General features: G+C 58.8%; 28 protein-coding genes and 1 tRNA gene. 15 read left to right on the forward strand and 14 right to left on the reverse strand.

Going from position 1 to position 25,255, the window contains the following annotated elements; genetic code table 11:
- Positions 1-171 precede the first annotated feature (171 nt).
- The 7 genes from A6F68_RS00605 to A6F68_RS14920 all read left to right on the forward strand — a co-directional run bounded on the left by A6F68_RS00605 (position 172) and on the right by A6F68_RS14920 (position 7,794).
- The gene (locus tag A6F68_RS00605; RefSeq protein WP_198152639.1) at positions 172-2,253 is read left to right on the forward strand and encodes a TonB-dependent receptor; all 2,082 of its coding nucleotides are present in this window, start codon (positions 172-174) and stop codon (positions 2,251-2,253) included.
- Positions 2,250-3,314 (forward strand): NADP-dependent oxidoreductase, encoded by a 1,065-nt coding sequence (locus A6F68_RS00610; RefSeq protein ID WP_198152640.1) that lies wholly within the window; start codon positions 2,250-2,252, stop codon positions 3,312-3,314. Before A6F68_RS00605 ends, A6F68_RS00610 begins: the two co-directional genes overlap by 4 nt.
- Positions 3,298-4,194 carry an alpha/beta fold hydrolase gene (locus tag A6F68_RS00615; protein WP_067674883.1) on the forward strand — a complete coding sequence of 299 codons (897 nt, stop codon included), beginning with the start codon at positions 3,298-3,300 and terminating at the stop codon, positions 4,192-4,194. The genes A6F68_RS00610 and A6F68_RS00615 overlap by 17 nt, the downstream gene beginning before the upstream one ends.
- Positions 4,191-4,649: a glyoxalase/bleomycin resistance/dioxygenase family protein gene (locus A6F68_RS00620; RefSeq protein WP_067674887.1), complete on the forward strand. Its 459-nt coding sequence runs from the start codon at positions 4,191-4,193 to the stop codon at positions 4,647-4,649. Before A6F68_RS00615 ends, A6F68_RS00620 begins: the two co-directional genes overlap by 4 nt.
- 539 nt (positions 4,650-5,188) lie before the next feature.
- A complete protein-coding gene (locus A6F68_RS00625; protein WP_198152641.1) occupies positions 5,189-6,352 on the forward strand; it encodes a tyrosine-type recombinase/integrase in 1,164 nt (387 codons plus the stop codon).
- A 68-nt stretch (positions 6,353-6,420) separates the two neighbouring features.
- On the forward strand, positions 6,421-7,128 hold the full coding sequence (locus A6F68_RS00630) for a hypothetical protein (RefSeq protein WP_067674893.1): 708 nt from the start codon (positions 6,421-6,423) through the stop codon (positions 7,126-7,128).
- 30 nt (positions 7,129-7,158) lie between these two features.
- Positions 7,159-7,794 (forward strand): hypothetical protein, encoded by a 636-nt coding sequence (locus A6F68_RS14920; RefSeq protein ID WP_157096589.1) that lies wholly within the window; start codon positions 7,159-7,161, stop codon positions 7,792-7,794.
- A 25-nt stretch (positions 7,795-7,819) separates the two neighbouring features.
- Here A6F68_RS14920 and A6F68_RS14625 read toward each other — a convergent pair whose 3' ends face one another.
- The 3 genes from A6F68_RS14625 to A6F68_RS15430 form a co-directional block, all read right to left on the reverse strand.
- A complete protein-coding gene (locus A6F68_RS14625; protein ID WP_074428255.1) occupies positions 7,820-8,416 on the reverse strand; it encodes a tyrosine-type recombinase/integrase in 597 nt (198 codons plus the stop codon).
- Between the two features lie 385 nt (positions 8,417-8,801).
- Entirely contained in the window at positions 8,802-9,584 is a 783-nt protein-coding gene (locus A6F68_RS00635) for a DUF3800 domain-containing protein (protein ID WP_067674896.1), read from the reverse strand.
- A 599-nt stretch (positions 9,585-10,183) separates the two neighbouring features.
- Complete coding sequence (locus A6F68_RS15430) at positions 10,184-10,666, reverse strand: rolling circle replication-associated protein (protein WP_067674898.1); 483 nt, start codon at positions 10,664-10,666, stop codon at positions 10,184-10,186.
- A gap of 412 nt (positions 10,667-11,078) precedes the next feature.
- On the opposite strand from A6F68_RS15430, the gene A6F68_RS00645 reads away from it, so the two are divergent.
- The 4 genes from A6F68_RS00645 to A6F68_RS00660 all read left to right on the forward strand — a co-directional run bounded on the left by A6F68_RS00645 (position 11,079) and on the right by A6F68_RS00660 (position 14,263).
- A complete protein-coding gene (locus A6F68_RS00645; protein WP_067674901.1) occupies positions 11,079-12,230 on the forward strand; it encodes a tyrosine-type recombinase/integrase in 1,152 nt (383 codons plus the stop codon).
- Positions 12,220-12,816, forward strand: a complete 597-nt coding sequence (locus tag A6F68_RS14925) for a hypothetical protein (protein WP_157096590.1) — start codon at positions 12,220-12,222, stop codon at positions 12,814-12,816. Before A6F68_RS00645 ends, A6F68_RS14925 begins: the two co-directional genes overlap by 11 nt.
- 80 nt (positions 12,817-12,896) lie before the next feature.
- Positions 12,897-13,109 (forward strand): helix-turn-helix transcriptional regulator, encoded by a 213-nt coding sequence (locus A6F68_RS00655; protein WP_067674907.1) that lies wholly within the window; start codon positions 12,897-12,899, stop codon positions 13,107-13,109.
- Entirely contained in the window at positions 13,106-14,263 is a 1,158-nt protein-coding gene (locus A6F68_RS00660; protein ID WP_067674910.1) for a hypothetical protein, read from the forward strand. Before A6F68_RS00655 ends, A6F68_RS00660 begins: the two co-directional genes overlap by 4 nt.
- A gap of 64 nt (positions 14,264-14,327) precedes the next feature.
- On the opposite strand, the gene A6F68_RS00665 is transcribed toward A6F68_RS00660, so the two are convergent.
- The 4 genes from A6F68_RS00665 to A6F68_RS00680 form a co-directional block, all read right to left on the reverse strand.
- Complete coding sequence (locus tag A6F68_RS00665; protein WP_232308169.1) at positions 14,328-15,566, reverse strand: type II restriction endonuclease; 1,239 nt, start codon at positions 15,564-15,566, stop codon at positions 14,328-14,330.
- Between the two features lie 31 nt (positions 15,567-15,597).
- Positions 15,598-16,050 carry a very short patch repair endonuclease gene (locus A6F68_RS00670; protein ID WP_067674916.1) on the reverse strand — a complete coding sequence of 151 codons (453 nt, stop codon included), beginning with the start codon at positions 16,048-16,050 and terminating at the stop codon, positions 15,598-15,600.
- Positions 16,043-17,311 (reverse strand): DNA (cytosine-5-)-methyltransferase, encoded by a 1,269-nt coding sequence (gene dcm / locus A6F68_RS00675; RefSeq protein ID WP_232308170.1) that lies wholly within the window; start codon positions 17,309-17,311, stop codon positions 16,043-16,045. The genes A6F68_RS00670 and dcm overlap by 8 nt, the downstream gene beginning before the upstream one ends.
- A gap of 232 nt (positions 17,312-17,543) precedes the next feature.
- Complete coding sequence (locus tag A6F68_RS00680) at positions 17,544-18,335, reverse strand: HEPN domain-containing protein (protein WP_157096592.1); 792 nt, start codon at positions 18,333-18,335, stop codon at positions 17,544-17,546.
- A gap of 127 nt (positions 18,336-18,462) precedes the next feature.
- Here A6F68_RS00680 and A6F68_RS14930 point away from each other — a divergent pair, with 127 nt between their 5' ends.
- Positions 18,463-18,786: a hypothetical protein gene (locus A6F68_RS14930; protein ID WP_157096593.1), complete on the forward strand. Its 324-nt coding sequence runs from the start codon at positions 18,463-18,465 to the stop codon at positions 18,784-18,786.
- A gap of 55 nt (positions 18,787-18,841) precedes the next feature.
- Here A6F68_RS14930 and A6F68_RS00690 read toward each other — a convergent pair whose 3' ends face one another.
- Positions 18,842-19,609, reverse strand: coding sequence for an LEM-3-like GIY-YIG domain-containing protein (locus tag A6F68_RS00690; RefSeq protein WP_067681780.1), 768 nt, complete (start codon positions 19,607-19,609; stop codon positions 18,842-18,844).
- Between the two features lie 146 nt (positions 19,610-19,755).
- On the opposite strand from A6F68_RS00690, the gene A6F68_RS00695 reads away from it, so the two are divergent.
- Both A6F68_RS00695 and A6F68_RS00700 read left to right on the forward strand, forming a co-directional pair.
- The gene (locus tag A6F68_RS00695) at positions 19,756-20,319 is read left to right on the forward strand and encodes a recombinase family protein (protein WP_067674925.1); all 564 of its coding nucleotides are present in this window, start codon (positions 19,756-19,758) and stop codon (positions 20,317-20,319) included.
- A complete protein-coding gene (locus tag A6F68_RS00700) occupies positions 20,316-20,510 on the forward strand; it encodes a hypothetical protein (RefSeq protein ID WP_067674928.1) in 195 nt (64 codons plus the stop codon). The genes A6F68_RS00695 and A6F68_RS00700 overlap by 4 nt, the downstream gene beginning before the upstream one ends.
- 431 nt (positions 20,511-20,941) lie before the next feature.
- Here the strand turns inward: A6F68_RS00700 and A6F68_RS00705 are convergent, their stop codons facing one another.
- Positions 20,942-21,208, reverse strand: coding sequence for a helix-turn-helix domain-containing protein (locus tag A6F68_RS00705; RefSeq protein ID WP_232308171.1), 267 nt, complete (start codon positions 21,206-21,208; stop codon positions 20,942-20,944).
- 87 nt (positions 21,209-21,295) lie between these two features.
- Between A6F68_RS00705 and A6F68_RS00710 the strand changes: the two genes are divergently transcribed.
- Complete coding sequence (locus A6F68_RS00710; RefSeq protein WP_157096595.1) at positions 21,296-21,880, forward strand: zinc ribbon domain-containing protein; 585 nt, start codon at positions 21,296-21,298, stop codon at positions 21,878-21,880.
- Between the two features lie 76 nt (positions 21,881-21,956).
- Here the strand turns inward: A6F68_RS00710 and A6F68_RS00715 are convergent.
- The 5 genes from A6F68_RS00715 to A6F68_RS00735 form a co-directional block, all read right to left on the reverse strand.
- A tRNA-Lys gene (locus tag A6F68_RS00715) sits at positions 21,957-22,032 on the reverse strand.
- Positions 22,033-22,045: 13 nt separating this feature from the next.
- A complete protein-coding gene (folK, locus tag A6F68_RS00720) occupies positions 22,046-22,537 on the reverse strand; it encodes a 2-amino-4-hydroxy-6-hydroxymethyldihydropteridine diphosphokinase (protein ID WP_067674937.1) in 492 nt (163 codons plus the stop codon).
- An 11-nt stretch (positions 22,538-22,548) separates the two neighbouring features.
- Positions 22,549-23,400 carry an N-carbamoylputrescine amidase gene (aguB, locus tag A6F68_RS00725; protein WP_067674940.1) on the reverse strand — a complete coding sequence of 284 codons (852 nt, stop codon included), beginning with the start codon at positions 23,398-23,400 and terminating at the stop codon, positions 22,549-22,551.
- Between the two features lie 10 nt (positions 23,401-23,410).
- The gene (locus A6F68_RS00730; protein ID WP_067674943.1) at positions 23,411-24,199 is read right to left on the reverse strand and encodes an SIMPL domain-containing protein; all 789 of its coding nucleotides are present in this window, start codon (positions 24,197-24,199) and stop codon (positions 23,411-23,413) included.
- 122 nt (positions 24,200-24,321) lie between these two features.
- Entirely contained in the window at positions 24,322-25,179 is an 858-nt protein-coding gene (locus A6F68_RS00735) for a class I SAM-dependent methyltransferase (RefSeq protein ID WP_067674946.1), read from the reverse strand.
- Between the last annotated feature and the right edge of the window lie 76 nt (positions 25,180-25,255).

The following is a 25,255-nucleotide window of genomic DNA, read 5'->3' on the forward strand; positions in this document are numbered from 1 at the left end:
TCACACTTCTGCAGCCCACTCGACCAGTCGATGCTCCTGCCAGATCAGGAGACTTCGATGCTGCGAATTACTCGGTTTACGTCCGGAGCAGTTATCTTGGTGGCTCTGCCCGCCGTGCCCGTACACGCCCAGAGCGCGCCCCCGGCAGCAGACGAATCCGAGCCGATTATCGTGACCGCTCGCCTGCGCGAAGAAGACGTGCAGGACGTTCCGATTTCGATTACCCAGCTCGACAACGAAACCCTCGAGCGCGCAGAGCTGAATGACCTTCAAGATGTCGCAGCTCTGGTGCCCGGTCTCGTGTCCTCGTCGCCATTCGGCCGCATCAATGCGTCGCCCTCGATCCGAGGCATAGTAAACGCCGGGCTCGGAGAGGAGCAGCCGGTCGCATTCTTCCTCGACGGCGTCTACATTTCCGGAAGAACTGCGCTCAACGGTACACTCTTCGGTCTGGAGCGGATCGAAGTCGCCCGAGGGCCTCAAAGCGCGTTATACGGTCGCAACGCTTTTGCCGGAGCAGTGAATTACATCACGAAGCGGCCCGGCAATCGACTGGAAGGCAAGGCCCAGCTCACCGCCGGGACCCAGGATCTTTATGAAGGCAAACTCGAGGTCAGCGGGCCCATTTCGAGCGCGCTATCGCTCGGCGGCGGTCTTCTCTACCGGACCGATGACGGGTTTTTCAGGAATTCCGTTTCGGGCGGACCCGAGGTCGGCAGCAACAAGACTGTTGCCGCGCTTGCCGCCGCAAACTGGGAACCCAGCGATGCGCTAACAGTCTACGTCAAGGCTCTCTACACCGACGAAAAGGACGGGGCGCCCCCGCATTTCCTCGTCCCGGCGAACAGCCAGCCCGACCAGCGCACCGGGTTCCCCCGCTATTACACCGGTGAGTTACCACAGTCGGGCGCCGGCTTTTTCACCAACCCCGAACATCAAGGCGTTGAACGGGAGGCGCTGCGCCTGTCGGCCAACGTCGATCTCCGGCTCGGTGACAAGATTCTCCTGCAGTCACTGACCGGGTACAACGCCAGCGACGGCTTTTACGACTTCGACGCCGACTACACTGCGAGATTCTTCAACCGGACTCTCGAAGAATTCGACCGGTACGACATTTCGCAGGATTTGCGCCTCAGTGGTGAGAATGGTGATGCGACCTTCAATTGGCTTGTGGGGGGTAGCTACTACTACCTCACTGACGACCTGCTGGCGCGGAACTATCTGCCCGGCTTCGGGCAAACGCTTCCTGTCGGTACACTTACAACCCGAACAACGAGGACATGGTCGGCATATGGCGCGCTCGAATTGAAGCCGAGCTCGCAGGTGAGCCTGCGGGGCGAACTTCGGTGGCAGAACGAGGCAGCGACCTTCGACTCGCAACTCGTCAATCAAGCGGGAGTCCCGCTCGATCTCGAGGCCGACTGGGATGCATGGCTCCCGCGCTTCACCGCATCCTACTTCCCCGGTGCTGGGAACACGATGATTTACGCGAGCATCGCGCGCGGGTTCAAGGCAGGCGGCTACAACAGTTTCGCCAGCCTGTTCGACACCGAGCGCACTTACGAGCCGGAAACAAACTGGACCTACGAGGTCGGCGCCAAGACCGAACTCGCGCCGCGCGTTACGATCAACGGCGCTCTCTTCTGGATGGACTGGAGCAACCAGCAGGTCATCGGCCTTTCGACCCGTGCCCCGTCGAACAACCAGTTCACCACGAACGCAGCGCAGTCGCGCTCGCGCGGACTGGAGCTTGAGCTCGCTTATGCTTCCCACAACGGCTTTTCCGGCAACATCGGCTATGCCTTGATCGATGCCGAGTTTCTCGAATTTCAGGATCAGGATCTGGCCTTCGTTCCCATCGGAACCGACGTGTCGGGTAATCGCATTCCGCGGACGAGCAAGCACACGCTGAATGCCACCCTGCAATACGAAGGGGCAATCGGCGCCAGTTCGAGCTGGTACGCCCGAATCGATGGCTCCTACCAGTCAAACCAGTTCTCCACGCCGGCAAATCTCGCTCGAACCGGCAGCCTGACCAACGTCAATGCCCGAGTCGGTGTGGAGTTCGGGCGGGTCGAGGTAGCGGGATGGGTGCGCAACCTGTTCGACGACCGCAACCCGTACGTGGGCGTTCGCTGGTTTGACGCGACGGGGACCTACACCGGACTTCCGCCGTTCCAGCGCGCCTGGCTGGTCACCGCGCGGGAAGGTCGGCGCGGAGGCATCTCGTTGACTTACCGTTTCGGCAGTTGAGCGCGTCCGCCGCGATGGCTTCCACGGCCAGCCATCAGTCCAGTACCGCAAACCGGCAATGGCGTCTGCGCAACCGCCCCGTCGGAATAGTCGACGGCGACACGTTCGAACTGACTGAATGTCCCGTGCCGCAACCACGCGAAGGCGAGTTTTGCGTCCGGCTCATCTTTCTGTCCCTCGCTCCGGTCATGCGGGCCTACATCGTTGACGGAGGGGTCATCGAGGAACGATTGCCCATCGGTTCGGTCATGCGGGGCAGGGGTGTGGGGGAGGTCATCGCGTCACATCACCCCGGGTTCGCGGTCGGGGACATCGTCCATGGACCGTTCGGCTGGCAGGATTATGCGATCAGTGACGGCAGCGGGCGGGTCTTGAAACTTAACGCACGTGTCGGCTCGTCCTCGCTCGCCCTCGGCGCTCTCGGCTTGACCGGATTCACCGCTTATTTCGGTCTGTTCGACATCGGACGCCCTACCGCAGGCGATCAGGTACTCGTAAGCGGCGCTGCAGGAGGTGTGGGTTCGGTCGCCGGTCAACTTGCCCGCATCGCAGGATGCCGCACGGTTGGCACTTGCGGAGGGCGCGACAAGAGCCGCTGGATTGTCGACGCGCTGGGGTACGACGCCGCGATCGACTATCGAGGGGCCGACCTTGCAAGTGCGATCCGGGAGGCGCTTCCGGACGGGATCGATATTTACTTCGACAATGTCGGTGGCGCTCTGCTCGAGGCAGCCATCGACCACATCCGTAACGATGGTCGGATCGTCGTTTGCGGATCAATCAGCCAGTATCTTTCGGGCGAGGACAAGCGAGGTCCCAGTAATTACTTCGACCTCGTCTATCGCAATGCCCGAATGCACGGCTTCCATATCTATCATTACGAAAACAGGTTCCGAGAAGCGGAGGAGCGGCTCGCGACCTGGATCGAAGAGGGCCGGCTCGCGCCGGCAGAAGATCGGCGCAGCGGCTTTGAAACGATGCCCGAAGCCCTCAGAGGCCTGTTTGAAAGCGCCAACTTCGGAAAGTGCGTGGTACAGATCGGCGATGATCCGCTGGCTTAGCTTCTTCTGGTTGCTCGTGGCGCTCCCTGCAGCGGCCGTGGCAGAACCCGCCGACCGTTCGCGGTTCATCGGTCGCTCTGCCGAGGTCACCCGGCATTTTGCGGACCTGCCGGACGGTCAGATTCACTTCCGCAAGGCGGGAAAGGCGGGTCCGCATGCTCCCGTCGTATTGCTGCACCAGAGCCCTAACTCAAGCCAGATCTATGTGGAATTCATGGCGGAACTCGGACGGGACAGGCAAGTTTTCGCGCCTGATACCCCCGGGTTCGGTGAGTCCGATTTGCCTGCCGCAGTTCCCGAGATTGCCGACTATGCGCGAACGATTGCCAAATTTCTGGAGTCCCAGAGCCTCGGACAGGTAGACCTGCTCGGGTATCACACCGGCGCGGCGATCGCCATCGAGCTCGCGCGTCGGTATCCGGAGCGCGTCCGGCGGGTGATCCTTGTGGGAATTCCCGCCTTCACACCCGAAGAGGCGGCGGCGTTTGAAGCACAACCTTGGCCGACGCCATTCGATGGGGCAGGAAATGCCGTCGCCGAGTCATGGCGCAGCACGCAACGCTGGAAGGGCCCGAGACAGAGCGACTCATCGATGCGGCGGTGGTTCGATCAGAAAATCGCCAACGGACCTACCGCTTGGTGGGGGGCGCGGGCCGCCTTGCGCTATCCGACGATCGCAGCCTTGGCGGACGTGAAGGCACCGATCCTATTCATACGCCCCCGTGACGACCTATGGGACATCAGCCTGCGCGTATTACCGGCGATACCCCATGCCCAACGACTGGACATGCCGCACTTCGGGTTCGCGGTCTTCGAAGCTGCGCCAGAGGAAATGGCAGATCGCGTCCGTCGGTTTTTCGATGGCACCTTTGTGCCGTGACTCCCCTGCTGAAAAGAACGACGTTCGTAGTCGCAGACGCCCAGCGCTCAGCCGAACGCTACGAAGAAATTTTCGGGTGGAGCCGTTATTACGATGACGAGTTAGCGGTTGATGGGCGTTTTCCGCCGATCGCGCCCGATGGCAGCATCGCACGCCTGATCATTCTAAAAGCCGACGATCCGCGGATCGGAATGATCGGTTTCCTCTCATACTGCGCGTTCTTCCCAGCTCCGGTGGCCGATGCGATGAGGATCGGCTCTGCGGTTCTGGTGGTGGAAACGCAAGACGCAGATAGTCTCGCCCGCCGGGCCCGCGCGTTTCCCGATATACAGGTGATGGGTCCTGTGAGTTGGCAAGTGCCATCGGCACAAGGGTCGGTATTGACCCTGCTTACGGTAAGTTTGCGCGATCGTGACGGTCTATACTGGGAAGCAAGCGAGCGTCGCTTGCCCTGAACTAAGTTTCGGGGCGGCATGAGCTGTCAGTGTCGGATGTACTGCGCACCATCGCCAATGCGCCGCTCGCTGCGAAAGCTCCCGACGTCGGGATGCTTTCTCTCTCCGCACCGGCCTAGTCCGCATTCCTCTGGACCACCTCGATATCTTTCAGATGGCCGATGACTGATCTTATGTTAAACGCGTGGCGGTATCGGTCTTCGCCTGGGGGTCCGAGAGCCCGAAGGGCTCTCTCTCCCATACGCGAGGAATGCCCATGAAAATGTCGGGCACTTTGCGTGCGCGGTCCAGCCGCTTCTTGCCATCGCCTAGTGGCGCGTTGCCAAGAATGGCAGAAATGCGTGGTGAGCCCTGCTGGGTTCGAACCAGCGACCTACTGATTAAAAGTTACAGCGGCGGCCTTGTTTTCGAATAGGTTAGAGGGTAGTTTATACTCAGCGTTTATACCTTTTCTCCGGGGAGGGTGCACATCCGTGGCCAAGCAAACTGCGAAGAGCCGACATGCGCTCTCTGAAGGAATCATCGCAATCCGCCGCGGCTTGGCCATCTATAAAACCGGGGCGAGTCCCTACTGGCAGGTACGTGTTCGGAACACCCGGACCGGAGGATACATCGTTCGGTCGACCAAGGAAACCTCGCGAATCTCGGCTCGGAAGGCCGCCGAGGAGATCGCGGAGGAAATACTTCTGGGCGTAAGGTCAGTAGAAAAATCTAGTACTTTTGCCCACTACGCGCAGCGGTTCCTAACGAAAGCCATGACCATGGCGAAGAACGGCGAACGGAATCCGAATTACGCTAAGGACCTTCGCTATCTGCTGGAGAACCCCAACTGGGGACTCCTTCGATTTTTCGGCGATCGAGATATCAGGGAAGTTAAGACCCGCGATTACTACGAGTACAATGAGTGGATCCGGGGGATTCGTCCGAACATCACCGGCTCTACTCGACGCATTATCACAGCAGCCTTCCGAAACGTTCTGAAGGAGGCAAGGGACGACGGACTGATCGACGCTCTCCCAGCGACCCCAAGAGCGAAACAGAAGGACGCGCCGCGTTCATTCTTCCCCTTCTATCCCTTGGTCTCCAAGGAAGACAGCGTGTATCGGAAGGTACTTCTGACAGCTAAGGCCCTCGGCCGCGAAGGCCGCAAAGTGCGTGGCAGAGCGATCACCATGGAGCTCTACGATCTCGTCGTCTTCACGGCTCACTCGTTTATGCGTCCCACCATATCTGAACTGTACGCACTGAGGCATTCAGATGTGACTGTTGCGGATGATCCACGTGGGCTGGTGCTTCAAATTCGCGATGGAAAGACCGGCTACCGCTCGGCACGTACAATGCCAGGTGCCGCCTATGTCTTTGACAGGATAAAGAAGCGCTATCCTAACGCTGAGCCTAGTGATTTTCTGTTTTATCCTCAGTACCTGAACAGAGTGACTGCCGCGAGGCTCGTCCAACGGCAGTTCAAGGTCGTCTTGGAGGAGGCTGGGCTAAGCGAAAGTCCCGCTAAATACAGCATGTACTCACTGAGACACACCGCCATCTGTATGCGAATAATCAATTCTCACGGCAAGGTTAACATATTCACCCTAGCCAAAAATGCGGGAACGTCCGTCGAGCAAATAGAGCGCTTCTACGCGCGGCATCTTCCTATGAGCCGAGAAATGGCCATAAATCTTCAGCAGTTTGGCTCACACGAGTAGTCCCAAACCAAAATCTTGACCGTACAGAACTTTTCAGCCACCTTCTTGATTAGACACAGGGGGTGTCAATGGTTGGACTCTACGCGAAATGGGTTGTGCTCCCCTTGGCGTTGGTCGCGGGTGCATGTGGATCGACTGACCAGTTTGCATATACCTCAAGGACGGATGATTTCGAAGGAGGGACCATCAGCGAGGCCAAGGCAAGAGTCATGGGCGATGGCAATATCAAGAACATTTTGGAGGTGTCTGTCACCTGTCGCAACCCCGAAACGGCTTCGGATCCAATCGAAAACGCTACCATAAGCTTCCGCGCCTTTAGGCGTGGCGAGGGTGATCCGCTTAAGGACTTTGCGATTAAACTGGATGACGCGCCTCCCATAGAATGGGATGAGGTAACCGAATACGACACTTCTGAGTACAGTAACGAGTTGACGCTCAATTATCTATTCGCGGTTCTCGCCGGGCTCGACCCCAATCTCCGCGCCAACGTGCTTCTGTTGGGAGCTGCGGAGGAAGCCAATCCGTTCAGCGGATTCGCAGTCGGACTCACTGGCGCAATGATGGAGGGGATGAGCGGAGGCAAATTTAAACGTCTTCCAGAAGAAGCGGTCGAACGCGCATTATTTGAGAAGGCGCGTTCAGCCAAGACTTTGAAGGTTCGCTACGAGACGGAGCGCGGAACCGAAGGCACCGCAACCTTGGACATACAGGAGGACGCGTTTCGAAAAGTGCTTCGGGATTGTGGTTGGCTTCAGACGGCAGCTGCTCCCAACTAGGGTTTGTTCTGATCATCAAACGGGGGGAAGATGAGGAAAACGATCTTGGCCGCAGTGGCCTTCAGCATACTCCTGGCAGGTTGCGACCAAGCCACTAATGAAGAGCGGAACGAGCTCCGTCCAACCGCGAAAGCTTCAGCACTCGACGGGGAAGCTATGAGCCTCAAATTCGTTTGCAACGGTTCGCCGGGCACCTTCGAAATGGTTCTAAAAAATGACCCCATCCGATCGAAGGACCTGCCATTTAAGGTCGGCTCAGTTGAGTACTTAACGCCCTCTCCTTGGGGCGATGAGGGAAAGGGATGGGTGGCGGAATTCGATGATCACTTTGTAGTCAATGATCAGCTCTTCTGGAAGGATGCAGAGGCAGGGCGTAAAATCGTTTGGCTCAGCCCCGAGAGCGGTGACGCTATCGAGTGCAATCCTGCTAATCAGCCCGAAACGGCGGCGACCGATGCCCCCTCGGTTGGATCGATGATAGACGACTGGAGAGAGTACAACGGTCGCTGTCGAGGTGGCTCGGGAGATGACGCGGAGACTTGGGCAGCTTGTGAGAAGAGAGATGCACTAGGCCAATCTCTTAAGAAGGCGAATTGGTGCTACGGAGAGAAGGATCAGTGGGCCGGTGACGCCGATTGGCATCGCTGCTCGGGGACGAGCCTGTGAGGGATCAGCTCTGAAGCGGACGAAGTCAGATTAGGTCGACAACCCTGCGCTGCGCGGCGGAATCGCAGTCAATGTACCTTTGGGTGACTTGCAACGACGAGTGCCCGGCCAAGACCTGTACATCTCTTAGCGATCCTCCAACGGTCGAAATTCGCCGAGCTGCGTTGGTAATGAAGGTTCGACGACCGCTGTGAGATGAGCATCCGTCGAATCCAACCTGCCTGTACCACTGATAGAACATATTCACGATGACCTGCGGAGCGACCCTGTCGCTTCGTGAACTCGCCACCACATGAGCACTGGCGGGGAAAGGCCACTCTGACCGCCTTCTTGAGCGTTCTGCTCCCAGTGCCAGTCTCAACGCTTTTGAGATTGGGACGCTTCGCCCCGAACAACCTTTGGATGCGGAGTTCGGTAAGCTGATTGAGTCGGCAAGTTCACCATCGGCATCGGTGACCATTGTCCAACGAAGAGAAGCGATCTCTTTTGCACGTAAACCCGCCTTGGCCGAAAGAAGGAAGATCAGTTCGTTGCGAACGCCGTTCCTCTTGGTCCGTAGGTACGCACACATGGCGTCCACCTGTGTTTGGGAGAGCGTCTTCGCCTGTTTTCCGAGCGGCATTGATGGGGAGTTCCGATGATAGAAGTTAATGCCGACAGCCTAGTATAATCTCCCATCCAAGGCACGGCGCTCCACCCCGAGAAATCACCAAGATTTACAGACGTTTAACCGACTGGATTATGGAATCGATATTCTATAATCAGACTCTCGAGCTACTTCTCTTAAACGGGGCCAACTGTACCGTCACGTGAATGGATCGTCGCCGTCGACATCTTTCCGAAGCGCCGCCGAATTCGAAGAGTTTGCAGCTAAGTGCCTGTTACTGAATCACTTTAAGCCATTGACTTTCGCAGAAAAAACGCATACAGTCATGGCAATCCGATGCTTAGGCGGTCGGTATGAGATGGTACATAATCCATCGAACGGGGCGAAAGCCCCGTTTTTGTTATGGCAGCCATTTCATACCGTATCCGACGATTGCTCCGCTGCTGGGTGACCGGTCGTACTTTTGACTCTTAAGTAGCGCCTCGACCTGTTTGCAGAAGCTTCCAAGTGACACTTCATGGCCCATTCGTGCCCGAATGAGCATGTGGCTCGGGTGCGCGATCAAATCTGCGAGTTGGAGCCCGGCAACATTGTCTCTTTTGTAACGAAATTTAAGATGGGACGATGGTATCCGTTCCTTCATCCGATCCCGTGAAACGTAGAAGGTGCCCTTCGACTTGACCTCTATGAAGGCGCTTTGCAGTCTCTCGTCCTTTTTGCCGAGGCGACCCTCGGGCATAATGTCTCCAATTGCGCCCTGTCTCTCAAGGAACTGAACATATTTTTCGACCAAGACCTCTATGAGATAATGGTAAGGCTGCTTGTTGGTCCATCGCCACTTCGCCAACATAGCCTTTTTGTCGATCAATGCCGTTATGACGCGGTATTGGCAGTCAGCCATAGCCGATAGGATCAGCGCGTCGAATTCGTCACGGCGCTGCTGTTCACGCAGCCCAGAGAATGCGCCGTTCGATTTGACGATCTTTTTCCGATGGAAGATGATGGGGTCATCAGGGTCGTGATTGAATACGGTTGCCTTTATGGCTGCAAACCGAGGCGCGAGTTCATCTCGAGCCTCTGCGACCTGCATAGCTACGCCGGTGAGGCTAAGGTATCTCTCGTTGTCTTCTGACACCGACTGCACATCATCGGTGCCGACTTCGTCTATGTAGAGTCGGTACATTTAAGCCATATGGCAGAAACGCGAGGCAAAGCGGACTGCGAATTCGACAAGTTTGCGGAGGCCGCGGAGGCCCTGGACTGTCGGGACCGATATCAGATTTTCACGAGCGCCCGTGGCAACTGTTTAAAGTGAACGTCAGCGGCGCGTTGAATCGTTACCAGTGGTGGTCGTCCAATTCCGGTCTTGGTGGTTCGGAAGCCGAAGGATCAGTCGATATTTTTGTCTTAGTCCGACTCTCATTCTCGGTTGCTGTAATCCACTCGCGAAAACTAAGAATATTTCGATCTCGTACGCTGTCACCTAGCGCTTCTGCCCTTTTCCGCTCGTCTAGAATGCGAACCCCTTCTTCGATTACGTATTTTACCATCAACTCGATGAGCACTGACGTCCTCGATTTATCGTTTGCGGCACACACAGCGTCGAACGAATCTATCAATTTATTTGGAGTACGAAAATTTGCTAACTTCGTTTTTTTCATCTGTGTAATTTCCTTTTGTTACATCTAATCAAGGCACCGTCTAGGACGGCACCTTCGTTGATTGATTTTGACTGAAGGCGGAGGAAAGGAGTCTATACTCAGCGATCCGCATTACGCTGCTTCAGATGAAGTGACTAAGCTGCCAATCGAAGGCGGCAGAGTAGTCGGCCTTGTCCCGTAGCTTGGTGATGTATCCAACCCAGCCTTCGTCGGCGGATTGTACGTCCACTTCTCGGTGCCCCCAGTCCGTTCGCTCCCAGAGCTCCGAGATCAGCCTCGGATAGGTCGGAACCAGATCCTCTCGGGGGCAATCCAAATGGATATGGTAGTGTAGCCGTTTGTCGTTCGTTCCTTCCAAGGCGACCAAACATGGGAGCCGTTGCCCGTGCCGCAGATATGCGGAGCCATAAACTCGGCGATTTAGAAGATTCAGGAAATGCCGCATATTTCGCGACGCGAGGTCGGGGGTGATCTTGACCAGTGCCCCTCCAGGAAGAGGTAGGCACTGCTTCAACGTGAGCGTCACTGCGAAGGGTCGCACCCAATCCACATTCTGAACCCACCCCCGGATCGCTCGTTGGAGGAGTTTGTCATTGTAAGTCATTGGAAAAGCATAAATCTCCGGTAAAGACGGAATATTTATGCGGACTCGACCTCCCGACTGCGGTTCTTTTGATTAAATCGACGTGGGTCGAGAAGCGGGGGAGAAATGGCGACGCCACAGGTTGAGTTTACACCTGTGTATAACTTTCAACAGGTCGAGCACCGGACTGCGAGGTACCGATAACTCGTTGAATTTTTATTGAACATGTTGGTGAGCCCTGCTGGGTTCGAACCAGCGACCTACTGATTAAAAGTGTGCCAGATGTCCATTCCGCTGATCGAAGCGGGCGCGTTGATTTACGCCTAAGTGACAGAAATGCTCGCTTTGATGTCCTGTCCCGCGAGGTCCTAGCCGGCCAGCAGAAGCCATTGCGCGCCATCAACGGCGCGAAAGTGACGGACATGAGACGGACATGGCAACACAGCGCATAACTGACCGGCTTGTTCGAGAACTCGCCGCACCTTCTAAGGGAAAGCAGATCATCGTTCGCGACGATCTTGTGATTGGTTTTGCTGTTCGGAAGACAGCAACTGGGTGCACGTCCTTCGTTGTCAACTACGTCTGCAATGGCGTCGAGCGCCGCTACACAATCGGATCACACCCTGCATGGTCGGTCGCAGGTGCGCGGGATGAAGCAAAAAGGCTGCGGCGACTGGCCGACATCGGAAATGATCCTCTAATCGAACGCCGCCAAATCCGCGCAGAGCCTACATTGTCGGAGCTTTGGGATCGCTACGCTCGTGACATCCTGCCGCGCAAGGCGGAGCGAACGCAGGCCAATGAGCGTTCGATGTGGAAACGCCTGATCCTTCCCGACCTCGGTCGGAAACGCCTTCGCGACATCGAAGCCGGTGACATAGACCACTTGCACAATCGCATCAGCCGGAAGACGCCTGCGCAGGCAAATCGCGCGCTTTCTAGCGTCCAACATGTCTTCGCGACAGCTATCCGCTGGCGGCTTATCAGCCACAATCCAGCGGTCGGGGTCCAGCGCAACTCCGAAGTGGGTCGGGAGCGTTATCTTGATACAGCCGAGACCGAGCGACTTATCGCTGCACTCGATGCGCGGGGTGACACACCTTCGACGCTTCTTATTCGGTTCCTACTGCTCACCGGCGCGCGTAGCGGGGAGGCGTTGAAGGCCACGTGGGATCAGTTCGACCTCGATCTCGGCGTTTGGACAAAACCCAGTAGTCATACCAAGCAACGCAGGGTTCACCGCGTCCCACTCTCCGACGATGCGTTGTCGGTGCTTCAACGAGTAGCGGACCTGCGCCGATCCGAGTTTGTTTTTCCGGGGGCGAGAGATGGGCACCTCACCACCATCAAAACCGTCTTTACCTCGATCTGTGCGGAAGCAGGCTTGGCCAACCTTCGGGTGCACGATTTGCGGCACTCGGCCGCATCGTTCCTTGTGTCCGATGGCGCATCGTTGCCGATTATTGGTCGCCTGTTAGGTCATACCCAAGTCGCGACAACCAATCGCTATTCACACTTGGCGGATGAGCCACTCCGGCTCGCTGCCAACCAGCTTGCTCGAAAGGTGCTGTCCAATGGGAAATAAGAGACTTCTGAGTGGCCCTAACGAGATCATCAATGCCGAGCGGCTTTTCAGGCAATCGGTTCAGCGCGGAAAGCCCGACTTTCGATTTGTCGCTCTTGCCATCGGAGAAAATCCATACCGCCCTCCTACGTGGGCAATTTGGGAGTGCATCATTGAAAAGGATCGCGCGGCACGAAAGGCGGCGAGCGGCACTCGCGAAGTGAGCGACATCCTTGACGAGGTAGTGCGGTTTTTCGCCAAAGAGGAGTTCCGACGTGACGGTTTACCGGGAGAGCGTGCCAAGCCCGCGCCGTCGTTGCGACTGGCAATACGAACAGCGTGCGAGACACTGAACCTGAGAACCAAAGAACGTAGCGGGGGAGCAGCCGAAGCGTCTTGGATGAAGGATGTAGAACGAGCGTGGAAGCGTGAGCAGCAAGAGGACGTAGTCGACAGCACCTATGTATTGTTGAATTGGGAGACCACCAAGCGCATCGACGAGATCATGCACGCATTGCTTGCGGACGAGTTCGGCGAGCCGAGAGACATTCAACAATCGCTTTGGATCTCAAACGAACTCGAACGAGCGGCCTCGCACGACAAATAGCGTGGCAACGATGTCATGTGCGCTGCGGCCAGAACGAGTCATTCGGGGCTTGAAACAGCCGCTCAAGCACCGAGGCACACATGAAAAATCTCAATGCACCCGACCTCCTATCGGCGAATGACGTCGCCGAATTGCTAGGCGTGTCGCGCCGCACCCTCAGTCGTTGGAACCGCCTCAGGAAGGGTCCGCCTCGGGTCAAGGTCGGACGCTTCATGTTCTACCGCCACGCCTCGCTCAATGAATGGCTGCGCGCTCACGAGGTTGGCTTCACTGAAACCGGGTGCACGCAATGACCAAGTTGAAAGAGCAGCAGCGGTTCAGGAGACGCCTACTGCGCAAGATCGCTATGCGCGCCAAAGGCGCACAAGGGGCGATAGGTGCTCCGCTTCTAGAGCGCGAGATACGCCGTTATCTTGGTTCGCACCGGGTCCAGTGTTCGGCGCTCTACGACATCTGGTGTAACGATCTCGGCGCTTGCAAGGCGATGGCACCGTGGGTTGTGGCCCAGCAACAGCCGGTGGTTCCGCTACATTATGGGCGTCTGCGGACCGCTCCGGTGGAATGGCACAACAAGCCACGCCGCACGTCGGGTTACCGGAAAATCTGTCGGTTCAGTCCTATCGAGAAGATGTGGCACGTCCTTATCAACGACCTGATCCACGCGATGCACGAGGCACGCCCTCACATTGGCGACTGGCGAGGGCGAGGCAGAGACCACCAGATGGGCCAACTGCTCGCCGCTATCCACTCTCCGTGGCAAGCCGTGGTGGTTGCCGACATTCGGCGTGCCTTTTCGACCGTCAATGTCGATGCAGTTTACGATCTTCCCTACCTGCCCGAACAACTGATCCGAAGGGCTATTGACTATCGGACGCACGAGTTCGTTCGCAGGGACAGAAGCGACGATGCCAGTCGAGGTGACATGGTGTTGATTGATGACCTTGAAATGGCCCCGTGCGGTTTAATGGAGGGTTCGCCTGCGTCGAACGCCATATTCTCTGTGCTGTTAAATGATCTGCCAGATCACCTTGACGAAGAAATACAGTGCTTCGTCTATTGTGACAATGTCATTCTACTCGCACCGAGTGTGCTGCATGCCCAGCGGGCAGAGAACGCTCTGGTTCGGCACTTCACCGGCCATCGCGCGGGGCCATTTCAGGTCACGTCTCAAGTCTCGCCAGTTTTTGAGCCCTTCGAGCATCTTGGATATGCGCTGCGGTTGGCAGATAATGGTCTCGAAGTTGGTCTCTCCGACAAAAACTGGAACGAGTTCTGTCGTCGCCTCGATGATCCGAAGAAGCACCCCCTTGAGGCGGCTATTTGGCTTCGCACCTCCTTCCCGCGTCTGACGGACTGTGAACTCGAAGTGCGACACCAGACAATCATTGACGAAGCTGCTGCGCGTGGATTGGTTTTCGGTCCGACTGCGGGTTTAGCTCCCAGATAGGCACATTACGGTTAGCCACCGCCCACATCTCCTCCGGCGCTGAAAGGCATTGCAACCCGTTGCATTACAGGCCCGGACTGAACTGAGCCTCAACTTGTCGTCTGGCGACCAGCTTAAGGAAGTCAGCTACGTCCATCAGCCACTCCTGCTGTGCGGGGCGGTATGTGTCGTGTAGTCGCTTCGGAACGACGAGTTGCAGATGCTTCGCCCGCATCTCGTCCGTTTGATTTTCCGAAATGCCGGGTGCAAGGGTGAGCAGATGCTTCTCCGGGATGCGCGTCGCTTCGGACAGGACCTGTCGCCAGCGATCCTTGAGTGTCGACTTCGCGCCCAACATCGTCAGTCTCGCAGGATCGAAAGTGTCATCTCTATATTCCTGTTGACCGGGAAACAGGAAGTCCGGCTTGTTTCTGTTTTCCGTTTCTGCGCCGCGCACGTATCGGATACCATTCTCGGTAAAGAGGGCTTCGAGATGATTTTCGAGCGCCTGTCCCGCGCGGGCCTTGCGGCGGTTCTGCACGCTCAAGGAGAAGCCCAAGAAGCCCTCAACATCGGCATCTCCTGCGGATAGGAAACCGTTGGCGATGCGCTCAGCTACGACCCGTCGCTCCAAACGCCGGAACATTAGTTCTTCGCGCTCCATCCACGCCAGCAGGGTCGCGTCCGGCTCGTCGCGGGCAGAAAGGCCCGGCAGCGATTTACGGGCAAGGTGGGAAAACACTCGCGTGGTGGGAAAGGTGAGCCCGAAAGGTGCGATAAGGCCGTCCAGCATATCGGCTTCCGGTTCGTCGGGGTCCAAGCCGAGTTCGTCGAGAATGTAGCGCGCAGCGAAGTCGAGTTCGCCACTTGTATCCGGGGTCAGTTCGCGTTGCTCAAACTGCAAGCCGGGCTGTTCCGACAGGCCGAACAGCCAGAGCAACTGGCTCTGGATAGTCGTGCCGTCCGGCGTAACGATGAAAAACAGTCGATCATCCGGCCGATGCGCAACAAACAGGGTATCTCCGGGGCGCATCATGTCCGTGATCGTGTTGGTTTGGTAGTAGAGCCGCCATTCAGCCGAACGCTTCGGGTCTTTCGCCCGGCTGTCATACCACGACAACTTGCCCTCCTCCGAAAGGGCTTCCTGCTCGGCACCGAGCCAGATGTAGGTGGCCTCGAAACGGGCGTCGGCTCCGCCACGGGGGAAACTTCGGGTTTGCTCTCCTAAGATGCGGAGCAAAACCTTTGAACCCGTGACCTCGTGCTGATTTGATTGCGATGCGCTGGTATCTACTGCCGCAAGGCGTTTCGCGGCGACCGACACGAACTGATCCGATAACAATCCTCTGCGCACGCTATTGCCCCTTAATCTCCAACTCCGGCCGATCTGATCGCAGCCAGTCCGAGCATTGATCTATGACGCCATCGAGAGGAAGGCGCGTTCGACCCTTCAATGCGCACTCCCACACCACGCCGATCCGCCACTCCTGATCGCGCAGTGCTGTATATGCTCGCGCATCGACTTCGCGGTTGCGATTGATTTTTCCTAACCAAAAGTCGGTGCGGGTGGAGGGCAGCCGAAAGAGATGGCAATCATGTCCGTGCCAAAAGCACCCGTGCGCGAACAGTGCGGCTCTATGTTTCGGGAAGACGAGATCAGGGCTGCCGGGCAGTCGCCGGTCATTCAGCCTGAACCGAAAACCCAGCCCATGCAGCCCCTTTCGCAGGACCATCTCTGGCTTTGTGTTGGTGCTCCGTATCCCCGACATCATCCGGCTGCGCACGGCAGTCGAGACAATGTCAGCCATCTGTCATTACCGGCTCGCGAATGGGGCGGGTCACGGTCGCAACGTCACCCCTCTCCGACTGGGACCTGATAGCCGCGCGGATGTGGGGCTCCATAGCCTTCGCGATGAACTCGACCACCGGCACGACGACGGCGTTACCAAATTGACGATAGGCTTGGGTATCAGAGACCGGGATGCGCCAACGGCGCTCACCTCGATCAAATCCCATTAGGCGGGCACATTCCAGAGGCGTCAGGCGACGTGGACGGTTGCCGGGTTGCTCGATCAGCACCTCCGACCCGTCCTTGTAATAACGCGCCGAAAGCGTGCGAGCGACGTCGTTCGGACCGAACAGGCTGAAACCAAACCCGTTGCCCTTCGCCTGGTGCTTCTCCTTGTAGCCTTGCAGATACTCCCACAGGCGCGGCGTGAGGGTATATTTGGGATCAACCTCGTCGTGAGGCTGGAGGATGCTGCCGAGTTTTGGCCCGGTTCCCTTGTCAGGCACTTCCAGCTTTCCGAGGTCGAAAGTGCTTGGCTCCCGGAAGCCGACTATAAAAATCCGCTCGCGCTTCTGCGGCACCCACGGCTCCGAACTGATGACCCGCGTTTGGACGTGGTAACCGAGTTCGTTGCGCAGGACGTTTAGGATCGTAGCGAACGTCCGCCCCTTGTCGTGGCTCTCCAGATTTTTGACATTTTCCAGCACGAACGCGGCGGGCTGATGGTGGGCGATGATCTGAGCCGTGTCGAAAAACAGCGTGCCTTGGGTGTCACACAGAAAACCATGCGGACGGCCCAAGGCGTTCTTCTTTGAAACGCCAGCGATGGAGAACGGCTGACAAGGAAAACCTGCAAGCAACACGTCATGCTCCGGCACCGTTGCCGGGTCTTTTGAAAACTCGCGAATGTCACCGCCGATTGGATGGTTGTCACGGAAGTTCAGCGCATAGGTCTTCTGAGAGTTTGCATCCCATTCGGACGTGAAAACGCAATGTCCGCCGATGGCTTCGAACCCCAAGCGCAAGCCGCCAATCCCGGCAAAAAGATCAATGAACCGAAATGAAGACGCCGGTTCGGCCTGATCGCCGCCGTCTCGGCCCGCGTCCCGTAGCACGCTTAATGCGAGGCGCGACGGACGGGTCGTGCCATTGGCGTATCGGTATGCGGTTCGCTCCGACACCTCCAGCTTGGCGGCAGCCTGCGATAGCGTCAGCCCCGCATTGTCGCAGAGGCGCTGAAACTCACTCCGAACCGTATTGCCCATGCGAGGGAAAACCATGCCCTGCTCCCTGTGTCGATTGGTGACACACTGACGCAATCAAACCGAGGGGGCAAGCGATTTGTTCCGCTAATGTTCCCTTCTTGTGGGTTGTGCACGCTTTAACTGGACCACGCATGGCCCTCCTCATGATAGACGTTGCCCACGTTGTATGAGGGGCTCACAGAGGTCAATTATCGACCTTGTTAGACGTTCTTACTGATCCTTTGGCCCACGGTGGACAAGGGCGCAGTCATGGGAAGGCCGCGCGCGAGGCAGCTTCATCTAGTTCCGCCCCCTTCGGCATCCGACCAATCTCCAACGTCCTTCGAAGGAGGTCCAAGAGCAGATCACTCGCAAACTCGACGGCTGCCTCTAGTTTGGCCCCATCGACATCTGAGCCGTGAACAACCTTGGATCGAATGTCGTAGGCTCGTTTCACGTCTCGGAAGCGGGCCGCCTTGGCCTCGCTGTCTCCTCCGTGAAGTATTGCCGCGTGCAACGCGATGCTCCTGCGAAGTTCCGCGTCGACGTCGAGGAGGCTCTCGATGCCCGCCCACAGAAGCATGATTTTCGCATCAGCGTCCGGAAGGTAATGAGCGTTGTTGTAGTATCGCTGCGCACCCCTAAACCTGCGCTCCCCAAGCAAGGCACTGTAGGTGTCGAAGTAATTTGCAGCCCATCTCACTTGGTCCGGGGTAATCGCCACGCAAGGGAGCGGCCGGATGAACGTGTGGCGGTTCGTTAGGCTAAACTCGTGAGGGTATTCAGGAACTCCGCTGTATAGCGAGATAACGTGCGTCCGGCATGCCAGCGCCAGAAGACCAAAAAGCCAAATCGCGTTCCAACTCTTTCGAGCGAGAGCCTCGCCACCATCGGGGTGCTCGACCACTATCGAGAAGGTAGCCAGCCTTTCCATGGAAAGGACGGCTGCATGCGTCTGAAACTCCTCCCCGCCTCGGCTCCCAAATGAAGTTTCGAAAGTAATAACCTTGGGCGACACGCTGATGCCCGGTGCGAGTTCGGCGGGTTCTTCAATGGCCAAGCCATGACCTGCGATGTAGACCTGCGTGCCTTTGCCAGTTCGTATTGATACCATGCGTTTCAACTAGCCGATGGTGTCGTTCTCACCAAGGCGGGGCGATGACAACTCGGACAGGTGAGGATGTGCGATGGACGCGGCTTGGGCAGGGGTAGCAGGTGCAGCAATCGGTGCACTCGGCACAATGGGCGGCAATATTCTGACCCACTGGCTCCAGACTAGACGACAGTCCTCGCTCGTGGAGAGACGGCAGGAACGGCTCAGACAGATGTTGAGCAGCGACAAATACACGTGGCGCAGTCTGGACGCTCTGGCAGCCTCAATCGGAGCCGACGAGCAGACCACCGCCGAGTTGTTGTTGGAGATCGACGCAAGAGCATCGCTCTCGAACGGCAGGTCTTGGGCGCTCGTAACGCGCGCGCCCTTTCCCGAAGACGTGCAACCCGAGCGATAGTGCAGAATATGAGTGGCCTCGATCCTCCGCTTGCGATGATCCGACTGAGAATAACCTAGAGATAAGCGTCAATTTCGTCGCTGACTTCCTGTTGTTTAGGCGGGAACGCAGGCCCCACATACCTGATCCCTGCCTGCGACAGCTTGCACCAACGAGGGAGGCGCTTGCCCACATACATGTTCCGAAGTTCCGGTGCCGCTCGCTCACCGACAAAGCCGAGGCGGTCGGGCATCGCGTGAGGGGCGTTCGGGAAGTTCTCCAAGGTGCCGGGCAGCCACTCATTCGGCCTAAATGCGTCGAGTATCAAACCCCCTCGAACTGCTACGACTAGATCGAGTTTCGGGAGATGCTTGCGGTTCAGCTTCCAAGCGAACCGCGCGGCTTCATAAGTCCCTCGATCATCGACCGTGTTGCGCACCCCGACGAGCAAGCAGTTATGCTCCCACGAAGCAGGCTCTGCTTGATAGCGCGCTACGAGGTCCGTGGTGCGAGCCGCACCGAACAAATCTGACCGATGCCCAGCGACTGAGTTCAGGAGCGAGGGGTATACGTCAATTAGAGCCGCTTCGACCTCGTAGGCGGTTGGTTCATCCATCCCATGCCGGTGAATATGATGGTCCACTTCGTGCCCTGCCGTCTTGATCTGAGCAATAAGGGCCAGCTTTGGTGAGAGGATGCTGCCCTCCGGAGACTTCTCTCCAGCCGCGTGGTGGAATACGCGATTACCTCGGCCCTTCCCGACATAGAAGGTCTCGCCGCTGCGCGGGTCAACCAGTCGATACACGTAAAAGCCTAGCTGCTCGATCACCTCGTCACGAAACACCGACCCAGCCTTCCACAAGGGAGATAGAGGATACCGATACACTGAAAATAACCGAGATAAAGCGGCAGGCTGCCCGTTTTCGATGCGTTCACTTTACCCTCGACCGCACTCCGCACCCGGCTAGGCTCCTCGCAAGGAGACCAAAGATGTTGTGTGGCTACGCGCGGGTAAGCACTGTCGATCAGGTGGCGGGGCTAGAAGCCCAACAGCGCGAACTCTCAGCAACGGGGTGCACCAAGCAGTTCGTCGAACAGGTTTCGTCCGTCGCGGAACGCCAGCAACTGTCAGCCGCACTCGACTTCGTCAGAGACGGAGACACCCTAGCCGTCACCCGCCTCGACCGTCTCGCGAGGTCGACCTCTGACCTGCTCCGAATTGTTGATCTGCTTGAAACCAAAGGCGTGGCGCTCCGCGTGCTCGACTTTGGGGGGACGGAGATGGACACAAGTTCTCCGGCAGGACGTTTGACCCTGACCATGTTTGGCGCGCTGGCCCAATTCGAGCGCGAGATCATGCTCGCGCGGCAAAAGGAAGGCATCGAACGAGCTAAGCGCCTCGGGAAATATCAAGGTCGGCAACCGACCGCGCGTCGTAGGCTTCCTGAGATGCGCGCCCTCGCTGCCGAGGGGGTCAGGCCTTCCGAGATCGCCGACCGCCTGAATTGCAGCCGAGCGAGCGTCTATCGCCTTCTTGCGGAAGACCGGAAGTGAGCGACCCGGCCGAATTGTTTGCGCGGCTCACCGGCGAACTGGAAGACATGCACGGGGTAGCCGTCGAAGGGCAGGTCGCCAGTCAGCCGCCTGAACTGCTCCGCGCTCTTGCCGATGCGCTTGCAACCGGGTTGCAGCGTGCGGCTCGAACCTTGCTCGAAGCCCGTATGACCATAGACGCCCATGACTGAGGGAGCGGGAGAACCGCACGATCTGGTAATTGGGCGACAAGTCGTCGAGGCTATCGGGCAGGGCTTTCCACTGCCGCGATGGGGCTGGTCGGTTCCCGGTCCATATCAGGGTGCGACAGGAGCGGAGCGTGTGCTAGCATGGCAGAAGGTCAGGGTTGCCGAGCAACTTGGCCTCATGCCGCCAAGAGAACGGTGCAGCGGATGTGGGAACGCGGCGGACCACCAGCACCACGAGATTTACGCTCGCGAGTTTTCTTGCCAGCCTATCTGCCGATCCTGTCATTACCATGTGCACAATCGCTTCGGTCGACCGGGCGAATGGATGCGTCTGCTTGAGACGCGAGTATCGCTCAAGTCATGGCTTTGGACATTCCCCCGCAAGCCGATTACCCGAGAGCAGGCGCTCCGGATCGCAGCCGAGCCCGACCTACTCAGCGCGCTTCGCCGCTTTTCTTCGGATCAGCGATAAGGGCGCAAGGGTCGATCTCCAGACGGTCGGCCATGCGCTCGATCACGTCGATTGTCAGATTGCGCCGAGCCTGTTCCAGATGATTGACGTAGGTCCGATGGACATCGACCAGTGCGGCGAAATTGTCCTGCGACAGTCCACGCTCGGACCTTATGCGACGGATGTTCGCAGCAAGGTTTTGGCGCAGTCGCATCGAGCAAGATGGACCACAGCGCAAAAATCCAGTCACCAGCCGATAGGCTACAAAGGGACTTCACCTCGATCACACATCGCCTAGTGTAGACCATTGTCTACACGGAACATGGTGTTGGTGAAAATGAAGGCTGACGAACGGATTTGCCCGGCATGTGCAGAGGTTGTGAAAAGGGCCGCCTCTCTCTGCAAGCACTGCGGTCACAAGTTCAGGAGCATTGATCCCGCAGAAGCCCCACCCTCCTTCGATGCCGAGCGGGAGGGTAGGAACTTCAAGACAGCACTCGCCTTAGGGATCATCGGCATTATTTCGCTGGTGGCCTACTGCACTCCCGATAAAGCGGCCAATGATGCGGCCAAAAGCGCCAATGCAGTCGCGACAGCGAAGGAAAGTCCGCTCGCAAATGAGAGCACGCAGATGGCTTGGATCGGCAAATCGCAGGAAGGAATTAAGGCGAAGCTGCGCGACCCTGATAGCGCCGAGTTTCGCGATAGTCGGTTTTACTCCGGAGGGTCAGCGCCTGTGGTTTGCGGTGAGGTGAACTCCAAGAACGGCTTCGGCGGTTATGGCGGGTATCAGCGGTTTATCGCCTCGGGCGAGAAGTTGGCTTTTCTGGAGAGCGAGATGACATCATCGAGTGAGATGGATGACGCATGGAAGAAGATGTGCGTGAAAGCGCCGACCGACGAGGCGCATGTGCCTTGGTGAGCAACGCGGTCGGACACATGACGGACACGGGCCCTGACTGCCGACAAAGGGAGTTGCCAAAAATGGCAGAAATACGTGGTGAGCCCTGCTGGGTTCGAACCAGCGACCTACTGATTAAAAGTCAGTTGCTCTACCGACTGAGCTAAGGGCCCGACCGCGGCCGCCCTAGGACAGCGGGCTTGCGCGGGTCAAGCGGGCTTCGATCTGCCCGACTGTCAGGCCGGTCAGCGGATCGCGCCATGCACGGGCGATCCTGGCGGCGGGAGCGACGGCGAAGCGCCTGTCGTTGAACTCCGGATGGGGGATTACCAACCGCTCGCTGAACCAGGAGCCGCCGCTCCAGAGTGCTATGTCGAGATCGAGCACCCGGGCGCCCCAGCGGGCTCCGCGGCGGACGCGGCCGAACGCGTGCTCGATCGCCTGCAGCAGGTCGAGCACTTCTTCGGGCTCGAGCCGCGTCGAAATCACCGCCGCGGCATTGGCATAATGGCGGCTGGAGGGGCCGAGGGGAGCGCTGTCGACGATCGGCGACATCGCGTCGACGGCGAGGCCCGCATCCTCGAGGGCGGCGAGGGCAGCTCGCAACACCTGTCGCGGCAGTCCGAAGCGCGGATGCCGCACGTTCGATCCCAGCGCGACGAGGAACCGGTGCCGCATTCCGGCCCTCCTCAAACGTCCTCGCAGATCCGTCCGTAGAGCTGCGGGCGGCGATCGCGGAAAAAGCCCATCCCCGCACGGTGCTTCGCGGCGCGTGCAAGGTCGATGGTCGCGACGAGGGCTCCGGTGTCCCCGGCACCATAGTCGCACAGGAAATCGCCCCATTCGTCGGCGATGAAGCTGTGGCCGTAGAATTTCTGCCCGTCTTCCGTGCCGATCCGGTTGGCGGCTATGACCGGCATGCAGTTCGACACGGCATGGCCGAGCATGGCGCGGCGCCACATTCGGCTGGTATCGAGGTCGGCGTCGTAGGGCTCGGAGCCGATCGCGGTCGGGTAGAAGAGAAGCTCGGCGCCCATGAGCGCCATCACGCGGGCGGTTTCCGGGTACCACTGGTCCCAGCAGATCCCGACGCCGATACGCGTGCCGAACAGATCCCATACCTTGAACCCGTCGTTCCCGGGACGGAAATAATACTTCTCCTCGTAGCCGGGCCCGTCGGGGATGTGGCTTTTGCGGTAGGTGCCGAGGATTTCGCCGTCCGCGCCGACCATGGCCAAGGTGTTGTAGTAGTGGTGTCCGTCGCGCTCGAAGAAGCTGGTGGGGATCGCGACCTTGAGCTTCGCGGCGAGCCTTTGCATTGCCACGACGGAGGGATGCGCGGCGGTCGGCCGTGCGAGCGCAAAGAGCTCCTCGTCCTCGACCTTGCAGAAGTACGGGCCGGAAAAGAGTTCGGGCGGCAGAACGATCTGCGCGCCGCGGCTCGCCGCTTCCTCGACGAGAGCGGAGACCGCGGCGATGTTCTCGGTCTCGTCGGCGGACGAGAGGTCGAGCTGGAGCGCGGCGACGGTGACTTCTGGCATGCCTGCCCGGTTATTTCTCCCGCAACGCGAAGTCCACCTGAATGAATACGTCGGATGCAGTGGTACCGAGCATCACCCGCGGCGGTCCGCTCTCCGGCCGGGGAGCGGTGTTGATCACCGGCGGCGGCGGCGGCGGGGCGACGGGACGGGGCTGCGCGGCCTCCTCGACATCGATCGTCATCATGGCGTCGGCGCTGCGCAGGTACCGCTGGCCCTGCTGGCCGCCCGCATCGCGGATATAGAGAACGCGGGAGATTTCCATGCCTGCCGCTTCGGCATAGGCCTCTGCTCGCCGCTTGGCGGACTTGTAGGCATCGGCGTAGGCCAGGTTGGCGACCTTTTCGGGGTCGGTCATCGACAGGTTCGGACCGGAGACGACATTGGCGCCCGCCTCGGTGACCGCGGTCACCGCCTCGCTGATCTTCGCGGCATCGCGCAGCGTCACGTTGACGACATTCGATGCCTGGAACTGGCCCTTGCGCGGACCCCAGTCGACGCGCTGGACGCTGACCGCGCGGGTCTGGATGTCCTTTTCCCGGACTCCGCTCGCTTCCAGAGCGCGGACGATCTCGGCGATCTTCTTTGCATTGGCGGCGCTGGCGGCTGTGGCCGAAGCGGCCCACGTCTCGATCCCGGCCTGGAATTCAGCTTTGTCGGGGCGCGATTCGGCGTGCCCGGACGCGCTGACGGAGAGCAACGTCTCACCGCGGTCCACGCCGCGCGGGTCGGCAGGGGCATCGCCGCACGCGGCAAGCGCGAGCGGCAGGGCAGCGGCGAAAATCAGGTGACTGCGGGGCATCGGCGACTCTCCCAGAAGGAGGCCGATCCAGACGGCCCCACAAGCCGCCTTATTTTCGCCGCAATGTGAACTCTCCGTGAATGATATAGTGTTACATCAAGCGACGGGGAGGCCTCGCGGCCTCACGCCCTCTTGCGGAACAACAACGTCATGCGGTCGGTTTCGCCGAGGTTCTCCAGTTCCGGCTTCTTCGTGCGCCACGAGGGCTTCATCTCCCAGACGCCCTCGGCGTGGTTCGCGGGGTCCTTCGGATTAGCGTTGTACTCCGCGCTGCCGACCAGCTCGAAACCGTGCACCTCCATGAACTTGATCACGTCCGCCTCGCGCAGGTAGCCCTTGCTGCCGTCGGTGAAGCTATAGGGTGCGTCTGCCTTCGCACGGTGCTGCTCGATACCGATCATGCCCCCGGACTTGAGCAGTTCGCGCATGGCCTTTATCTCGCTGTCGGCATTGTTCCAGCGCATCATGTTGTGCAGCATCCGCATCACCAGGATGCGATCGAAGGTACCCTTCTGGTCGTCGGGGATGCTTTCCAGCGTCATGCCCATGAACCGTTCCGCGGGAATGCCCGACCATCCGGCGATGTCCGCCGGATACTTCGCCGCGCCGGCGCGGATTCCTTCCTGCGCCTTTTCGTTGAATGGGCCGGAGGTCGGATTGAAATAGAGCCCGACGAGCTGGCCTTTCGGCCCGAGGTAAAGGCCGAGGAGCCGGGAATACCACTCGCCACCGGGCGCGTATTCGCCGACCTTCATCCCGGGCTCCACACCGAAGAACGCCAGCGTTTCGGCCGGCTTGCGCCACTGGTCGCGCGCCCTGTCGGGATCGCGCAGCGGGTTGGCGACCGCCGCGGCGAGGTCGGGGTTCACCGAGACTTTCGCGCTGGCGTGCATCGCCTTGGGCTTGGCTGCGTGATGATCGGCCGAAGCGGTGGTGGCGAGGGCGAGGAGCGGAACGGCGGCGAGCGCGATACGGCGCATGAAGATTCTCCCGGGAAAAGCGTTGTCAGCGCACACTATCGTCGCTGCTCGCCGTGACAAGCGACAAGCGGCTTCC

The organism is Tsuneonella dongtanensis (genome assembly GCF_001698205.1).
In the GTDB taxonomy this organism is placed as follows: domain Bacteria; phylum Pseudomonadota; class Alphaproteobacteria; order Sphingomonadales; family Sphingomonadaceae; genus Tsuneonella; species Tsuneonella dongtanensis.

Bases quoted from the DNA above. Each gene is read 5' to 3' on its own strand.
- A6F68_RS00615 (WP_067674883.1), top strand. From the start codon at position 3,298: ATGATCCGCTGGCTTAGCTTCTTCTGGTTGCTCGTGGCGCTCCCTGCA.
- A6F68_RS00630 (WP_067674893.1), top strand. From the start codon at position 6,421: ATGGTTGGACTCTACGCGAAATGGGTTGTGCTCCCCTTGGCGTTGGTC.
- A6F68_RS14920 (WP_157096589.1), top strand. From the start codon at position 7,159: ATGAGGAAAACGATCTTGGCCGCAGTGGCCTTCAGCATACTCCTGGCA.
- A6F68_RS14625 (WP_074428255.1), bottom strand. From the start codon at position 8,416: ATGCCGCTCGGAAAACAGGCGAAGACGCTCTCCCAAACACAGGTGGAC.
- A6F68_RS00635 (WP_067674896.1), bottom strand. From the start codon at position 9,584: ATGTACCGACTCTACATAGACGAAGTCGGCACCGATGATGTGCAGTCG.
- A6F68_RS15430 (WP_067674898.1), bottom strand. From the start codon at position 10,666: ATGACTTACAATGACAAACTCCTCCAACGAGCGATCCGGGGGTGGGTT.
- A6F68_RS00645 (WP_067674901.1), top strand. From the start codon at position 11,079: ATGGCAACACAGCGCATAACTGACCGGCTTGTTCGAGAACTCGCCGCA.
- A6F68_RS14925 (WP_157096590.1), top strand. From the start codon at position 12,220: ATGGGAAATAAGAGACTTCTGAGTGGCCCTAACGAGATCATCAATGCC.
- A6F68_RS00655 (WP_067674907.1), top strand. From the start codon at position 12,897: ATGAAAAATCTCAATGCACCCGACCTCCTATCGGCGAATGACGTCGCC.
- A6F68_RS00660 (WP_067674910.1), top strand. From the start codon at position 13,106: ATGACCAAGTTGAAAGAGCAGCAGCGGTTCAGGAGACGCCTACTGCGC.
- A6F68_RS00670 (WP_067674916.1), bottom strand. From the start codon at position 16,050: ATGGCTGACATTGTCTCGACTGCCGTGCGCAGCCGGATGATGTCGGGG.
- dcm (WP_232308170.1), bottom strand. From the start codon at position 17,311: ATGGTTTTCCCTCGCATGGGCAATACGGTTCGGAGTGAGTTTCAGCGC.
- A6F68_RS14930 (WP_157096593.1), top strand. From the start codon at position 18,463: ATGGACGCGGCTTGGGCAGGGGTAGCAGGTGCAGCAATCGGTGCACTC.
- A6F68_RS00695 (WP_067674925.1), top strand. From the start codon at position 19,756: ATGTTGTGTGGCTACGCGCGGGTAAGCACTGTCGATCAGGTGGCGGGG.
- A6F68_RS00710 (WP_157096595.1), top strand. From the start codon at position 21,296: ATGAAGGCTGACGAACGGATTTGCCCGGCATGTGCAGAGGTTGTGAAA.
- folK (WP_067674937.1), bottom strand. From the start codon at position 22,537: ATGCGGCACCGGTTCCTCGTCGCGCTGGGATCGAACGTGCGGCATCCG.
- aguB (WP_067674940.1), bottom strand. From the start codon at position 23,400: ATGCCAGAAGTCACCGTCGCCGCGCTCCAGCTCGACCTCTCGTCCGCC.
- A6F68_RS00730 (WP_067674943.1), bottom strand. From the start codon at position 24,199: ATGCCCCGCAGTCACCTGATTTTCGCCGCTGCCCTGCCGCTCGCGCTT.
- A6F68_RS00735 (WP_067674946.1), bottom strand. From the start codon at position 25,179: ATGCGCCGTATCGCGCTCGCCGCCGTTCCGCTCCTCGCCCTCGCCACC.